We start from the raw sequence: 15,071 nt of genomic DNA on the forward strand, positions 1-15,071 counted from the left end.
CCGGGACCCTGCGGGGCTACTGGGCGGCGTAGCGGGCCCGGAGGGCGGCGGCGGCCGCCGCTACCGCTTCCGGTTCCGTGAGGCCCAGCCGGTGGGCCCGTTCCGCGTACGCCTGCGCCGCGAGGGCCGCCTCCCGCGAGGATCCCTCCGCCGCCGCGACGAACGTCCCGTTCCGGCCCCGCGTCTCGATCACCCCGTCGGCCTCCAGCGCCCGGTACGCCTTCGCGACGGTGTTCGCCGCCAGCCCCAGTTCCTCCGCCAGCCCCCGCACCGTCGGCAGCTTGAAGCCCGCCGGAAGCCGTCCGGAGCGGGCCCGGTCCGCGATCTGCGCGCGCAGCTGTTCGTACGGGGCCGCCGAGCCGGCCGCGCCGTCGATCCTGAGCCTGAGAGGGTTGGTCGAGGTCACGAGCCGATTGTAATTCGCAGGCGCCCGTGGGCGATCCGCCCGTAACGTCGGCCGCATGACGCTCCACGCCGTGCACGTACGCGACCTGCGCCCCCACGACCCCGCCGACGCCGAGGCCGTCGTACGGGTGCGCGATGCCGCCCTGCCCTTCATGATCACCACCGTCGGCGGGGTGGCCTTCGCGCTCGACTCCGCGCATCCCGACGCCCGCTACCGCCTCCTGCTGGCCGAGACCGCGGACGGCCAGGTCATCGGCACCGCCCAGGTGGGCCTCGCCCACGACAGCCCCCAGCCGGGCCAGTCGTACGTCAACGCCTACGTCCACCCCGCCGCCCGGACCCGCGGCGCCGGAACCGCCCTGCTGCGCGCGGCGGAGGAGCACCTCGCCGCGCACGGGGCCGTGGACGTGTACGCATGGGTGCTCGACGAGCCCGCGAACCGGGCCTTCGCCGAGCGGCACGGCTACCGGCCCAGCCGCTCCTCGAAGTTCCAGCGCCTGGACCTGGCGGAAGCCGCCCTGCCACCGCTCCCCCACGAGCTGCCGCCCGGGGTGGAACTGCGCCCGGCGTCCGCCTTCGCCGCCGACCCGCGGCCGCTCTTCGAGGCCGACGCCGAGGCGACGGCCGACGAGCCGAGCGACGTCCCGGCCTCGCTCGACGACTACCAGCGGTGGCTGGACGGCGTCTGGCACGACCCGACCCTCGACCACGAGCTGACCTCGGTCGCCCTCGTCGACGGGGTCGTGGCCGCCTTCTCGGCCGCCCGGACCGACGGCCGCACCCGCTACCTCTCGGCGATGACCGGCACCCGGCGCGCCTTCCGCGGCCGCGGCCTGGCCAAGCTCGCCAAGACGGACTCACTGCACCGGGCCCGCGCGGCCGGGTACACCGAGGCCTTCACCGGCAACGACGCCGGGAACGGACCGATGCTCGCGATCAACGCATGGTTCGGATACGAGATCTGCGCGACCGAGACGCGCTTCACGAAGAGGATCGAAGGAGCAGCACGGTGAGCAGCACCTGGACCATCACCCTGACCAAGGGCGGCCGTACCAAGATCAGTTACCCGGCGGCGCAGCTGGCCGACGACGGTGACCGGATCTCGGTGCGGGCCCCCTGGGCGGCCGACGGCGTACGGGACTTCGGCTTCGTCCGGTTCGAGCCCGGCGACGTGTTCGTCGAGCACTACTGGCGAACGCGCTGGTACGCGGTCAAGGAGGTCTGGAGCGGCACGGGCGTCCTCAAGGGCTGGTACTGCGACGTGACGCGCCCGGTCGTGGTCCGCGAGGGCGAGATCCTCGTCGACGACCTGGACCTGGACCTGTGGGTGTCGGCGGACGGGACCACGGTCCTGCGGCTGGACGAGGACGAGTTCGCGGCGAGCGGTCTGGCCGCGGGCGACCCCGAGGCGGCCTCGCAGGCCGTACGGGCGCTGGACGCCCTGGACGAGCAGGCCCGGACGGGGGACGGGCTGGCCGCACTGCTGGGGTAGCCGGGGGGCCTGTCTGTGGGGGTGCTTAGGGCTTCCTTAAGCGGACCCTAAGGATCCTCTCCTGGGGCGGGAAGGCGGCCGGGCGGGCGTCCGGGCGGGCTAGCTTGGCCGGGCCGGGAGGGACCGGTGGCGGCGCCGCGCCGCCCGGTTCCGCCGGTGCACCCCTGCCCCGCGCCCGAAGGAGATCCACCCATGCCCGCACTCCGCCGCCGCACGGCCGCCCGTATCGCCGCCGCCGGTCTCGCCCCGCTCGCGGTGGCCGCGTACACGGCCGTCCCGGCGGCTGCCCACGGGTCGATGACGGACCCGGTCAGCCGGGTCGCGGCGTGCTACGCGGAGGGCCCGGAGGCGCCGAAGTCGGCGGCGTGCAAGGCGGCCGTCGCGGTGGGCGGGCCGCAGGCCTTCTACGACTGGAACGCGGTGAACATCGCGAACGCGGCCGGGAAGAGCAGGTCCCTGATCCCGGACGGGCAGCTGTGTTCGGCGGGCAACGGCAAGTACAAGGGCCTGGACCTGGCCCGCGCCGACTGGCCGGCCACCCCGATGACGTCCGGGGCGCACACCTTCCGCTACAAGGGGACCGCCCCGCACAAGGGCTCGTTCGAGCTGTACGTGACGAAGGACGGCTACGACCCGTCGAAGCCGCTCACGTGGTCCGACCTGGAGCCCGCCCCCTTCGCCAAGGCCACCGACCCCGGCATGCAGAACGGGGACTACGTGTTCGGCGGGACCGTTCCCAAGAAGAGCGGGCGGCACCTCATCTACAGCATCTGGCAGCGCTCGGACAGCCCCGAGGCCTTCTACACCTGCTCGGACGTGGTCTTCGGCAAGGACGGCGGCAACGGCGGCGGTCCGGGGGCCACCCCGGGTACGGGCAAGCCCGGCGCCCCGGCGTCCGCGCGGCCCGAGCGGCCCGCGACCGCCGAGCCGCCCAAGGCGCCGACGGACGAGCAGATCTCCGAGGGCGCGGGCAGGTCCACCGTGGAGCACAACGGCCACGGCGACAACGACCCGAAGACGAACGGGCAGGGCGCCGCCTCACCGATCGCCGCCGCGCCGGCCGCCGCCCCCTCCCCCTCCCCGGCGGGCGGCGGGGAGGGCGGGAACCTCGCGGAGACCGGTGGCAACGGCGCCACCCCGGCGCTGGCGATAGCCGGGGCCGGGGTGGTGGCCGTCGGTGCGGCCGTACTGTTCGCCGTGGCCCGCCGCCGGGCTACGGGGGCGGGCCGGAGCGTGCGCTAGTCCTCAGTCGAAGACCGAGGCGCACGTGGTGCGTTCCGCGTGCGCCGGGTCGAGGGCGTTGACCGCCTCGTGCCAGGCGATCCGGTCGGTCAGGCCGATGGCCACGTGCTCCGAGAGGTCCAGGGGGCACAGGTCCTGGAGGACGACGTTGCGGACGTTCGGGCCGTCCAGGAAGGCGCTCCGGTACGGGGTGACCACCTCGTCGTACTTGGTCGCGATCACCGTGTAGGCGACGCCGGGGACGGTGTCGCCGCCCGCGTTCAGCTTCTGCTGGAAGGCGGAGCCGGCGATCTGGTCGGCCAGCCCCGGGGTCGCGGTGCTGATCAGGTCGGCCGCCCCGGGGAAGTACGGGAGCAGCTGGGTGAGTCCGGACAGGGTGGTGCCGTGGTTGTCGGGGGCGAGGCCGACGAGGGCGTTGACCTTGCCGGCGCCGCCCAGGAACTTCAGGTAGTAGCGCGGCATCATGCCGCCCTGGGAGTGGCCGACGAGGTCGGCCTTGGCGGAGCCGGTGGAGGCCAGGACCCGGTCGACGAACGCGTCGAGCTGGCCGGCCGACTGGTCGATGGGGCCGAGCCCGTTGAAGAGGGGCACACCGGGCAGCTGGCCGTAGTCGAGGGAGTAGACGCAGTACCCGCGGTGGACCAGGTACGGGGCGAACCCGAGCCAGTTGTCGACGGAGTTGCCGAAGGTTCCGTGGACGAGGACGACCGGGCGGGGGTGTGCGGCGGACGGCTTGCAGGACCAGTCGTTCCAGCCGCTGCTGGGAGCGGACGCCGCCTGCGCTGCGCCGGTGGGGGCGACGAGCGCGGCGGCGGCCAGGGTGAGGACGGCCAGCGGGCGGAGCAGGCGTCTCCAGGGCAGCATCGCGTGATCTCCTTGCGGGTCAAGGGGAATGAGGTGGGGGGCACGTCCCGTGATCCGGATCACAGTTGGGAGCTGCTGCCGCTAAATTACGGTCGAGTAGCAAGACTTGGAAGTTACGCGGCGGTAAAAACTCGCGTGTCCAGCGCGCCTCCAGTACCGCTCGGGAAAAATGGACGCCCCGCATCCCCCGACACGAGGTGATCCGCAGCCATGCACGAGGCACCCGGAGCCGGTACCGCCCTGACCACCCCGCCGGCCCTGGCCGCCGACCCGCTCGTGGCCGCCGTCACGGAGGCCGCCGTACGGGTCCTGCGGCCGGAGGCGGAGCGGACCGCGGCCGAGGGGGTGCCCCGTACGCACCTGAACGCGCTCGCCTCCTGCGGGGCGTACGGGCTGATCGGATACGAACCGGGGGCGGCTTCCGGCCTCACGCCCCGTCAGGTGGTGCGGGAGGTCCACGAGGTGCTGGCGGCCGTGGACCCGTCGACCTGGTTCGTGTGGACCCAGCACGTCCCGCTGGCCAAGGCCCTCGTGCAGGCCTCCGGCCCGGCGGGCGCCGCCCTGCGCGAGAGCTGGCTGCCGGCCCTCGTGCGCGGGGAGCGGCGGCCGACGGCGGGCTACGCCTTCCTGCGCCACCCGCGCCCGCCCGTCACGGCGGAGCGGGTCCCCGGCGGCTGGCGGCTGACCGGGCGGATGCCGTGGGTGACGGGCTGGGGGGTGGCCGACTCCGTGTACGCCGGCGCCGTCACCGGCTCCGACGAGGCGGTCCTCGCCCTGGTCGACTGCGCCCCCGGCACCCGGGTGGAGGGGCTGAGCGCCGTCGAGGGGGCCCCGCTGTGGGCGATGGGCGGGACGCACACGGCCACCGTCGAGCTGCGCGGGGTCCTCGTGCCGGACGAGCAGGTGTTCGGGGTGCTGCCCCGGGCCGAGTGGATCCGGGCCTACGACCTGGAGAACGCCGACGCGCAGCCGGCCGTCTTCGGCCAGCTGCGCGCGACGGCCGACTTCCTGCTCCGCTCGGCCCCGTACGAGGGACTCGGCCTGCGCCTCGCCGAGAAGACCGCCCGGCTGCGCGCCGAGGCCTACGCCCTGCGCGACGAGCTCCCGGCGGGCGAGGGCGTCGCGGCGCGCCTCGCCCTGCGGGCCGCCGCCCTGGACCTGGCCGTGCGGGCGGCCGCCACCTGCGTGGCCGTGGCCGGCGGCCGGGCGATCCAGTACGGGCACACCGCCGGACGCCTCTCCCGCGAGGCCCAGTTCCACCTGATCCAGGCCCAGACGACCCCGCTGCGCACGGAGACGGCCCGCCTGATACTGGGCGACCTCTGACCTCCGGTCCGCACGCTGGCCGAGGGCCGGCCCGCAGCTCCCGCCGGGGGTCGGCCGAAGTCGGCACGGTCGGACCTGGGAGCACGGCTTTCAGCGCCCCGGAGGCGAACCGAGCCCCAGAAGAACAGCAGGGCGGACTGTGCCGGGGCCGAAGCGGGCGTTGGCCCGGTCGATGGCGGCCTCCACCGTCAGGCGGGCCTCGCGGACCGGGTCCAGCGAGAGCTGCCGGGTCACGCCCTCCGCGGCCGTGAGGTCCTCGGCGCGCAGCACCATGCCGGTCAGCCGGGCCCGTTGCAGGCCCGCCGCGTCCATCAGCCGGTACGCGAAGGTGCGCAGGTCCTCGTCGTGGGCGGAGGGTTCCGTCAGCCGCCGGGACCTCTCCCACCGGGTGCCGCCCGCGAACTGCAGGGTCAGGCACAGGGAGCGGGCGGCCTGGCCGCGGCCGCGCAGCTGGGCGCCGAGCCGGACCACCAGGCCGAGCAGCGCGGCCCGGGTGTGCGGGCCGTCCAGCTCCTGGCGGGCGAAGCCGGTGCGGACGGCGGCCGAGGAGGGCAGGTCGCGCGGGGTGACGGGGCGCGGGTCGATCCCGTGGGCGCGCTCCGCGACGAGCCGGCCGGCCCGGCGGCCGAGGATCCGGTCGAGGACGCCGGGCGGTACCTGCGTGAGCGCGCCGACGGTGTGCAGCCCGTACCCGCGCAGCGCCTCGGCCTGCCGGGAGCCGAGCCCGTACAGCTCCTCCACGGGGAGGGGTGCGAGGAAGCCGGCCACCTGCTCCGCCGGGACGGCCAGGACCCCGCCGGGTCCCGGGATGCGGGCGGAGGCCATGGCCGCGACCGCCCAGGTGCCCGCGACCCCGATCCGTACGTCGGTGCCGAGCCGGGCCACCGCGCGCAGCCGGACCACCTCGGCGATGCGGGCGGCGTCGGCGCCGAAGTACCGCCGGGCGCCGCGCACCTGGACCAGCGCGGCCCGCGGCGGCAGGGCCTGGACCAGCGGGGAGAACTCCCGCAGCAGCTCCAGCACCTCGCGGTAGCCCTCCCCGGACAGCCCGGGGAGGCAGCGCACGTGCAGGACCCCGGCCGGGTCGGTGGCCGCCGGGGTGTGCCGTGTGGCCGGTGCCGGCGTCATCCCGCGCTCCCCGGGCTGGAGTGCCACAGTTTGCGGCCGGTCGCGGCGCGGTCGCCGGGCGGCTGGAGGTCGGCCCACGGGTTCATCTCGTAGCCGGTCGGCAGGTGGATGCGCCGGCCGGTGTCCCCGGGCCCCTCGGGCAGGGGCTGTGCCAGCCGGGCCGTGACGGCCTCCAGGCCCTCGTCGTCGCGCAGCCGCACCAGTTCGGCGAGGTCCCAGGCGGCCGCCCCGACCACGCTCAGGCTCTGCGGGCCGCGCCGCTGCACGACGCCCCGGACCAGCAGCAGGAAGGAGTGGAAGACGGTGTGCGCGCAGGCCTCCTGGCTGTCGTCGAAGAAGGCCAGGTCGACCAGGCCGGTGCCGTCGTCCAGGGTGGTGAAGATGACCCGCTTCCCGGAGCGGATCGGCGGGGTCTGGGTGGCCGCCTTGGCGCCCGCGACGAGTACGGTCCGCCCGTGCGCGGTGTCCCGCAGGCGGCGTGCCGGGACGACGCCCAGCTCGGCGAGGAAGGCGTGGTGGCCGTCCATCAGGTGGCGGGAGGCGTCCATGCCGAGGACGCCGAGTTCGGCGCTGAGCCGTTCGGCCTCGGTCAGGTCGGGCAGGCCGACGGGGGCGGTGGACCGGCCGCCGCCGAGCGGGAGTTGGGCTCCGCCGCGGGCTCCGGCGGCGCGCTGGGCGCCGTGCAGTTCCGTCAAGTGCAGCAGCAGGTCACGGCGGTTCGCTCCGAAGGCGTCCAACGCCCCGACCTGTGCGAGCCGTTCGGCGACCGGGCGGCCCGGGTGGGCGCGGTCCCAGAAGTCGCGCAGGGAGGCGTACGGCTGTCCGTCCTCGATGCGCAGGGCCTCGGCCTCGCTGATGCCGTGGACGTCGGCCAGCGCGAGCCGCAGCCCCCACCTCTCCGGATCATCGGACACCAGTTCGATACGGTGGGCCACCGCCGAGCGGTTCACGTCCAGCGGCAGCACCGGCACGCCCCGCCGCCGGGCGTCCGCCAGCAGCAGCCGCTTGGGGTACATGCCCGGGTCGTGGGTGAGCAGCCCGGCGTAGAAGGCCGCCGGGTGGTGGGCCTTGAGCCAGGCCGACTGGTACGTGGGCACGGCGAAGGCCACCGCGTGCGCCTTGCAGAAGCCGTAGCTGCCGAAGGCCTCGACGATCTCCCAGGTCCGGGCGACCACCTCCGCCGAGTAGCCGCGCCCGGCGGCCGTCGCAGCGAACCAGGCCTTGATCCGGCCCTGCGACTGCGGGTCGGAGAGCCCGCGCCGCACCCGGTCGGCCTCGTCGCGGCCGCAGCCGGTCATGACGTGCACGATCTCGATGATCTGCTCGTGGAAGACCACCACCCCGTAGGTCTCGCGCAGTGCGTCGGCCAGGTCCGGGTGCGGGAAGCGGACGGGGGCGCGCCCGTGCCGGGCCTCGATGAAGGGCCGCACCATGTCGGCGGCGACCGGGCCGGGCCGGAAGAGGGAGATGTCGACGACCAGGTCGTGGAAGGTGGCCGGCTGGAGCCGTCCGACCAGGTCGCGCTGGCCGGGGGACTCGATCTGGAAGCAGCCCAGCGTCTCGGCCGAGCGGATCAGCTCGTACGTGGCCCGGTCGCCCGGCGGGACCTGCGCGGGGTCGTCGAGGTCGAGCTCCTGCCCCGTGGCGCGGCGCAGCTCCGCGACGGCGTGGGCCATCGCGGACTGCATCCGCACGCCCAGCACGTCGAGTTTGAGCAGGCCGAGGTCCTCCACGTCCTCCTTGTCGAACTGGGACATGGGGAAGCCCTCGCCGCTGGTCGGGACCACGGGGGTGCGGGCGAGCAGGGTGGCGTCGGAGAGCAGCACCCCGCACGGGTGCATGGCGGTGCCGCGCGGCAGTGCGTCCAGCGCCTCGACGAGGTCCCACAGCCGGGCGTACTCCTCTCCCCGTACGCCGTCGCGTACGCCGCGCAGCTCGGGCAGTTCGGCCAGGGCCGCGCGGGCGTCGCGGGCCCGGATGTGCGGGAAGGCCTTGGCGAGCCGGTCGACGGCGGCCGGGTCCATGGCGAGGGCGGCGCCGACGTCGCGGATGGCGTGGCGGACCCGGTAGGTCTCGGGCATGGCGACGGTGGCGACGCGTTCGGCGCCGAAGCGGGCGATGATCCGGCGGTAGACCTCCAGCCGGCGGGCGGACTCCACGTCGATGTCGATGTCGGGCAGGACGCGGCGGCGCCGGGACAGGAACCGTTCCATGAGCAGGCCGTTGGCGACGGGGTCGGCGTGCGCGATGCCGAGGAGGTGGTTGACGAGGGAGCCGGCGCCGGAGCCGCGGGCGGCGACCCGGACGCCCATCTCCCGTACGTCGTCCACGACCTGGGCGACCGTCAGGAAGTAGGAGGCGTAGCCGTGGTAGGCGATGACGTCGAGCTCCTCGTGCATCCGGTCCCAGTACGCGCGGTCGCCGGCGTAGCCGCGCAGCACCATGCCGGCGCCGGCGCGGGAGGTGAGCACCCGCTGGGCGGTGCGGTGGGCGGCGCCGACGAGGCGGGCCTCGGGGAAGTGCACGGAGCCGAGTCCGAGGTCGTCCTCGGGGTCCACGGCGCAGGCCTCGGCGGTCTCCCGGGTGCGGGCGAGCAGCCGGCGGGCGTCGGCGGGGCGCAGCCCGGCCGCCCGGGTGATCAGGCCGGCGGCCTCGGCCATGACGTCGGGGCCCTTGAGCCACCGTTCGCCGCTGTCGAGGGGGCCCCGGGGGTCGACGGGGACGAGCCGGCGGGCCGCGTCGAGGACGTCGGCGACCGGGCCCTGGCCGGGGTCGGCGTAGCGGACGGCGTTGGTGAGCACGGCGGCGACGTCCTGTTCGGCGGCGAAGCCGACGGTACGGGCGGCCAGGCGCAGCGAGCCGGGGCCGGTGCCGGGGCGGCCGTGGTGGACGGCCTCCAGGCGCAGGGCGTCCCCGTAGAGCTCCCGCCAGGGCGCGAGCAGCCGCGCGGCCCGGTCGGGACGTCCGGCGGCCAGCGCCCGCCCGACCTCGGACCCGGGCCCGAGCAGCACGAACACCCCGCCGCCGCCGAGGGCCTCCCGGGGCAGCAGGGGCTGCCCGTCGCTCCCGGCGGCAGGCACGAAGAGACCCGGGGCACCGGTCCCGTCCCCCGCGGCGGCACCCGGCCCCGCGAACCCGGAGGCGGCCGCGCCGCCGCCCGGGGCGTCAGGGGCGTGCGCGGCGGTGATCAGGCGGCAGAGTTCCGCCCAGCCGGCGGCGCCGTCGCGGGCCAGGAAGAGCGCGCGGGGGGCGGACTCGTCCACGAAGGCCCCGCCCCTGACGGGCACCCGCCGGCGGTACGAGGCCTCGGCCGCCGGGCCGCCCGTCCCGGCACCGCCCGACCTCCCGGGGGCCACCGCGGGGGCCACGGCCAGGTCGACTCCGAACAGCGGCCGGATCCCGGCCGCCGCGGCCGCCTTCGCGAAGCGGACCGCGCCCGCGAGGGTGTCGCGGTCGGTCAGGGCGAGGGCGTCCATGCCCCGCTCGGCGGCGCGTTCCGCCAGCCGCTGCGGGTGCGAGGCGCCGTAGCGCACGGAGAACCCCGAAACGGTGTGCAGATGCGTGAACCCGGGCACCCGCGGCCCTCCTGCTTCCCTCGACCTTCTTGCCACCCCCTTCTCCACCATAGAGCAATTCGAATATCCGTGCGAAACACTTGTTCGATCATCCATTCGGCCCTTCCCTGCTGCGTCCGCCCCCCGCCGCGCCGAGCGTGGGGGCATGACCCAGACCGCCAAGAGCACCGACACGGGCCCGTCCGGCGGCTTCCTCGCCGAGATCAAGGACGCCGTCACCACCCGGGCCGCCGTGCTGGTCCTGGGGGTGCTGGCCCTCCAGCTGGCCTTCATCACCTCGTACATCGGGGCCTTCCACCACCCGAAGCCCAGCGAGATCCCGCTCGCGGTGGCCGCCCCCGCCGAGCCGGTCGCCGCCCGGGCCGCGCAGCGGCTCGGCGCCCTGCCCGGCAAGCCGCTGGACCCGCGCGCGGTCGCGGACGAGGCGACGGCGCTCGCGCGGATCAGGAACCGGGAGGTGGACGGCGCGCTGATCGTCGAGCCGGCCCGCCCGAACGACCGGCTGCTGGTCGCGAGCGGCGCCGGCGCCTCGCTCTCCCAGGCCCTGGAGCAGATCGTCACCCTGGCCGAGAAGTCCCAGGGCCGGGGCCTGACCGTGGTCGACGTGGCCCCCGCCGACCAGGGCGACAGCCGCGGCCTGAGCTCCTTCTACCTGGTCGTCGGCTGGTGCGTGGGCGGCTACCTGTGCGCCGCGGTCCTCGCCGTCAGCGCCGGCGCCCGGCCCGCGAACTCCGCCCGCGCCGTCATCCGGCTCGGCGCGCTGCTCCTGTACTCCGTCGCCGCCGGGCTGCTCGGCGCGGTCATCGCGGGCCCGGTGCTGGGCGCGCTGCCCGGCCCGATCGCGGCCCTGTGGGGGCTGGGCACGCTGGTGGTCTTCGCGGTCGGCGCGCTCACCCTGGCCCTCCAGGGGCTGGCGGGCGTGGTCGGCATCGGCCTGGCCATCCTGCTGGTCGTGGTGTTCGGCAACCCGAGTGCGGGCGGCGCCTACCCGTACCCGCTGCTGCCGCCGTTCTGGCGGGCCATCGGCCCCGCCCTGCCGCCGGGGGCCGGTACGTACGCCGCGCGCTCCCTCGCGTACTTCCGGGGCAACGGCGCGGCCGGCCCGATGCTGGTCCTGTCCGCCTGGGCGGTGGCCGGGGCCGGGGTCACGCTGGCCTGCGCGGTCGCCCGCCACGGCAGGCCGGGGGCGGCGGTGGGCAGCGGCCTGCCCGACGACGCACCCTCGGTCCCCCGCTTCACGGACGGGGGCACCGGGCCCCGCTGAACGCGCCCCGCCCTCGATTCCCGTGGGATCGCGCCCTATCGCATCCACCGCACCGGGAGCACAATCACCCTGACGGCTCGGGCCCGACGTGAGGGGGGAGCGCGTGCGCGAAGAGGTGCGCACCGCTGACGGACGCGTCCTGATGGCGGAACACTGGGGTGACCCCGACGGCAAGCCGGTCTTCCTGCTCCACGGCATGCCCGGCAGCAGGCTCGGCCCGGCCCCCCGGGGCATGGTCCTCTACCAGCGGCGGGTACGGCTCATCGCCTACGACCGGCCCGGCTACGGCGGCTCCGACCGCCACCCGGGCCGCACCGTGGCCGACGTGGCCCAGGACGTGGCCACCGTCGCCGACGCCCTCGGCGTGGACACCTTCGCCGTGGCCGGCCGCTCCGGCGGCGGCCCCGGGGCCCTGGCCTGCGCGGCGCTGCTGCCGGAGCGGGTGACGCGGACGGCGGCGCTGGTGCCCCTCGCGCCCCGGGACGCGGAGGACCTGGACTGGTTCGCGGGGATGGCCGCCTCGAACGTACGGGAGTACACCACCGCCTCCGTCGACCCCGAGGAGCTCACGGCCCGGCTGATCCCCCGGGCCAGCGGTATCGCCCGGGACCCCGGGCGGCTGCTGGACGAGCTGCGCCGGGAGCTGACCGCCAGCGACCGGATGATCGTCTCGGACGCCGGCCTGCGCGCCATGCTGCTGCGCAACTACCGTGAGGGCGTGCGCACTTCGGCGTACGGGTGGATCGACGACATGTTGGCGGCCAGCAGCCCCTGGGGGTTCGACCCCGCCGACATCCGCTGCCCCGTGCTGATCTGGCACGGGGAGCTCGACGTCTTCTCCCCCGTGGGCCACTCGCGCTGGCTGGGCCGCCGCATCCCCGGCGCCACCACCACCATCGACCCGGACGCCGCGCACTTCGCGGCCCTGCGCGCGCTGCCGGACGTCCTCACCTGGCTGCTGCGCGAACTGCCCGCCCCTTCCCTGGGCGAGCAGCAGCCCGCGTAGGCCTCCGCGGAGCGCCCCCGGGGAACTGGATCTTGCCGTGCGGCGAACGGCCGAATACACCACCTCGACTATTCCCCCACTCTTTCTATAGAACGCTTGACCAGGCGTCATGTCTCGGTTGCCAATGGGGTGCAGGCGAGTAAAGTCCCAGCCAGACGCCGGCGGCGCGCCGGTGCCCCTCCTTCCCATTTCATATGGCCTCCCCGAGGACGGTGCCATGAACACTTCCGCAACCCCGCCGACCAGCTCGGCCAAGGACCGCCGGGTCCCTCTCGACAAGATCGACACCCGTAGTGCGTCCGTTGTCGCGGCCCTTGGCCGAGTGCTGCCGTCGGAATCCGGCCGTCACTCCCAGGCGCCGATCTTCAACTCTGCGCTCTGATAACGGAGTACGCGCTCTAGACTGGTGGAATGACCGGCCTGATCGCATTTCGCGAGATCGTCCTGAAGGTTCACAGCAGATGCGATCTTGCTTGTGATCATTGCTATGTCTACGAACACGCTGATCAGAGCTGGCGAGCCCGGCCGAAAGTGATCTCCCCCGGGGTCATTTCCCAGACCGCGTCGCGGCTCGCCGAACATGCCCGTGACCATGCACTCCCCTCCGTCACGGTGATCCTCCACGGAGGGGAACCCCTGCTGGCGGGCCCGGACCGACTGCGCCTCGTGTGCGAGGAGTTCACCCGCGCGCTCGCTGCGACGGCCACCGCCCTCGACCTGCGCATCCACACCAACGGGCTCCAGCTGAGCCGCCGTTACCTGGACCTCTTCGCCGAGTACGGCGTCCGGGTCGGCGTCTCCCTCGACGGTGACCGCGCGGCGAACGACCGCCACCGGCGCTTCGCGGACGGCCGCACCAGCCACCCGCTGGTCCTGGAAGCCGTCACCCTGCTCCGCTCGGAGCCCTACCGCCACCTGTACCAGGGCCTGTTGTGCACCGTGGACGTGGCCAACGACCCCGTCGCCGTCCTGGACGCCCTGGTCGACCTGGAACCGCCCCGGGTGGACTTCCTGCTCCCCCACGCCACCTGGGAGACCCCGCCGGCCCGGCCCGGCGGCGCGCCCGACGCGTACGCCCGCTGGCTGCTGCGGGTCTTCGACCGGTGGGAGCAGCTGGGGCGCCCGGTACACGTACGGCTCTTCGAGTCCCTGCTGTCCACCCTGCGCGGCGGGCCCAGCCTGACGGAGTCCCTGGGGCTGGCCCCGACCGACCTGGTGGTGGTCGAGACCGACGGGACGCTGGAGCAGGTGGACTCCCTCAAGAGCGCCTTCGAGGGGGCCGCCGCCACCGGCTTCAACGTCTTCGACCACGCCTTCGACGAGGTGGCGGCCCACCCCGGGGTGCGGGCCCGGCAGCTGGGGCTGGCGGGCGTCAGCGACACGTGCCGGCGGTGCCCTGTCGTACGTTCGTGCGGCGGCGGGCTCTACACCCACCGCTACCGGGAGGACGGCGCGGGCGGGGCGGGCTTCGACAACCCCTCCGTGTACTGCTCCGACCTGCGGGAACTGGTGGAGGGGGTGGAGGGGCGGGCGGCCGGCCGGGAGACCGCGCCGGAGCTGGCCGACCCGGCCGAACTCACCCGCTCCCAGGAGGAGCTGACCCGCGCCCTGCTGGCCCGGCTGCACGGCGAGCTCGCCGCCGACTCCGGGTGGGCCCGGGCCTGGGCCCTGCTGACCGGGGTCGAGGAGGCGGACCCGGACGCGCTGGACGCCGTACTGGGCCACCCGTTCACCCGGACCTGGGTCCTGGAGTCCCTGGAGGCCGCCCTGGAGGGCCGCCCGGACACCCCGGGCGCGGCCCGCAGGCTGGCCGCGCTGGCGGCCGCCGCCGTACTGCGCGGCGGGCTGGACCTGCCGGCCGAAGTGGCGTACCGGGACGGCGAGGTGTACCTGCCGACGCTGGGCCTGCTGCGGCTCGGGGAGCCGGGTACGGAGGGCCGGGCCGCGCTGCACGCCACCGGCGAGGGATACGCGGTCGTCCGGGCGGGCCGCACCGAGCACCGCTTCGGCCCGGCGGCCGGCGACGCGCGCTGGCTGCCCGTACGGACCTGGTCGCCCGGGCCCCGGCGGCCCACGGTGGCACTGGAGGACCTGGACCCGTACCGCAACTGCTTCGCCCGCCCGCCCCGGCTGCGGCTCGGCGCCGGGGAGGCCGACGCGTGGCGGCGGCGCCTCGACGCGGCCTGGGCACTGCTGCGCCGTACCGTCCCCGAGTTCGCCCGGGCGGCCGCCGCCGGGCTGAGCACCCTGACCCCGCTGGCGGGCGGCCCGCGGGCCCAGGGCTGGGGCGAGGCCGGGCGGCACGGGCCGGGCGCGCTCGGGGTGCCGTACGCCGCCGGGGTGCGGGAGACCGCGCTGGCCCTGCTGACCGGGGGGCGGCGGGCCCGGCTGCGGGCGCTGACCGAGGTGGCCGACCTGTACGCGCTGGACGGGGCCTGGCAGCACCCCTCGCCCTGGCGGACCCGGCCGGTGCCGGTGTCGCGGCTGCTGGCCGACGTGCACGAGCGGGTCGCGGTGGAGGCGTACCGGCGGGCCACCACCACCCAGGAACCGGGCGGCACGGACCGGATCCACCGGGCCCTGGACCGGCTGTCGGAGGCCGCCGAGCTGACGGTGACCGGCAAGCGGCTGGTGGAGGAGCTGCGCTGGGAGCTGAAGGCGGTGGACGCGTGACCACCCCCGCCGCGTCGCCCCGGCCGTTATCCCGCCCGCCGGGCGGCACGGGCCGGGCGCGCCCGGCGCCCGGCGCGCTGGCCCTGGCCGTCCAGC

At 75.6% G+C, this 15,071-nt stretch carries 12 protein-coding genes; 8 read left to right on the forward strand and 4 right to left on the reverse strand.

Features of this window, described 5'->3' with window-relative positions:
- Window positions 1-16: 16 nt before the first annotated feature.
- Window positions 17-406 (reverse strand): GntR family transcriptional regulator, encoded by a 390-nt coding sequence (locus tag AB0F18_RS27305; RefSeq protein ID WP_362065159.1) that lies wholly within the window; start codon window positions 404-406, stop codon window positions 17-19.
- Window positions 407-461: 55 nt separating this feature from the next.
- On the opposite strand from AB0F18_RS27305, the gene AB0F18_RS27310 reads away from it, so the two are divergent.
- From AB0F18_RS27310 to AB0F18_RS27320, 3 genes are all read left to right on the forward strand, one after another.
- The gene (locus AB0F18_RS27310) at window positions 462-1,418 is read left to right on the forward strand and encodes a GNAT family N-acetyltransferase (protein WP_362065162.1); all 957 of its coding nucleotides are present in this window, start codon (window positions 462-464) and stop codon (window positions 1,416-1,418) included.
- A complete protein-coding gene (locus AB0F18_RS27315; RefSeq protein ID WP_362065165.1) occupies window positions 1,415-1,897 on the forward strand; it encodes a DUF402 domain-containing protein in 483 nt (160 codons plus the stop codon). The genes AB0F18_RS27310 and AB0F18_RS27315 overlap by 4 nt, the downstream gene beginning before the upstream one ends.
- 192 nt (window positions 1,898-2,089) lie before the next feature.
- Window positions 2,090-3,139: a lytic polysaccharide monooxygenase gene (locus tag AB0F18_RS27320; RefSeq protein ID WP_362065168.1), complete on the forward strand. Its 1,050-nt coding sequence runs from the start codon at window positions 2,090-2,092 to the stop codon at window positions 3,137-3,139.
- A 3-nt stretch (window positions 3,140-3,142) separates the two neighbouring features.
- Here AB0F18_RS27320 and AB0F18_RS27325 read toward each other — a convergent pair whose 3' ends face one another.
- Complete coding sequence (locus AB0F18_RS27325; protein ID WP_362065171.1) at window positions 3,143-4,003, reverse strand: alpha/beta fold hydrolase; 861 nt, start codon at window positions 4,001-4,003, stop codon at window positions 3,143-3,145.
- 210 nt (window positions 4,004-4,213) lie between these two features.
- On the opposite strand from AB0F18_RS27325, the gene AB0F18_RS27330 reads away from it, so the two are divergent.
- The gene (locus AB0F18_RS27330; RefSeq protein WP_362065174.1) at window positions 4,214-5,329 is read left to right on the forward strand and encodes an acyl-CoA dehydrogenase family protein; all 1,116 of its coding nucleotides are present in this window, start codon (window positions 4,214-4,216) and stop codon (window positions 5,327-5,329) included.
- A gap of 90 nt (window positions 5,330-5,419) precedes the next feature.
- On the opposite strand, the gene AB0F18_RS27335 is transcribed toward AB0F18_RS27330, so the two are convergent.
- Window positions 5,420-6,457 carry a hypothetical protein gene (locus AB0F18_RS27335; protein WP_362065177.1) on the reverse strand — a complete coding sequence of 346 codons (1,038 nt, stop codon included), beginning with the start codon at window positions 6,455-6,457 and terminating at the stop codon, window positions 5,420-5,422.
- Window positions 6,454-10,032 carry a DNA polymerase III subunit alpha gene (gene dnaE, locus AB0F18_RS27340; protein ID WP_362065180.1) on the reverse strand — a complete coding sequence of 1,193 codons (3,579 nt, stop codon included), beginning with the start codon at window positions 10,030-10,032 and terminating at the stop codon, window positions 6,454-6,456. Before dnaE ends, AB0F18_RS27335 begins: the two co-directional genes overlap by 4 nt.
- Before the next feature lie 145 nt (window positions 10,033-10,177).
- On the opposite strand from dnaE, the gene AB0F18_RS27345 reads away from it, so the two are divergent.
- The 4 genes from AB0F18_RS27345 (at window position 10,178) to fxsB (ending at window position 14,975) form a co-directional block, all read left to right on the forward strand.
- Window positions 10,178-11,296 (forward strand): DUF3533 domain-containing protein, encoded by a 1,119-nt coding sequence (locus tag AB0F18_RS27345; RefSeq protein ID WP_362065183.1) that lies wholly within the window; start codon window positions 10,178-10,180, stop codon window positions 11,294-11,296.
- A gap of 142 nt (window positions 11,297-11,438) precedes the next feature.
- Window positions 11,439-12,302, forward strand: a complete 864-nt coding sequence (locus tag AB0F18_RS27350; RefSeq protein ID WP_362065198.1) for an alpha/beta hydrolase — start codon at window positions 11,439-11,441, stop codon at window positions 12,300-12,302.
- A 217-nt stretch (window positions 12,303-12,519) separates the two neighbouring features.
- The gene (fxsA, locus tag AB0F18_RS27355; RefSeq protein ID WP_362065186.1) at window positions 12,520-12,684 is read left to right on the forward strand and encodes an FxSxx-COOH cyclophane-containing RiPP peptide; all 165 of its coding nucleotides are present in this window, start codon (window positions 12,520-12,522) and stop codon (window positions 12,682-12,684) included.
- 29 nt (window positions 12,685-12,713) lie between these two features.
- Window positions 12,714-14,975, forward strand: coding sequence for a radical SAM/SPASM protein FxsB, inactivated metallohydrolase extension form (gene fxsB, locus AB0F18_RS27360; RefSeq protein WP_362065189.1), 2,262 nt, complete (start codon window positions 12,714-12,716; stop codon window positions 14,973-14,975).
- The last annotated feature ends 96 nt before the right edge of the window (window positions 14,976-15,071 follow it).

The sequence above is a fragment of the Streptomyces sp. NPDC029216 genome (assembly GCF_040648015.1).
Classification (GTDB): Bacteria; Actinomycetota; Actinomycetes; order Streptomycetales; family Streptomycetaceae; genus Streptomyces.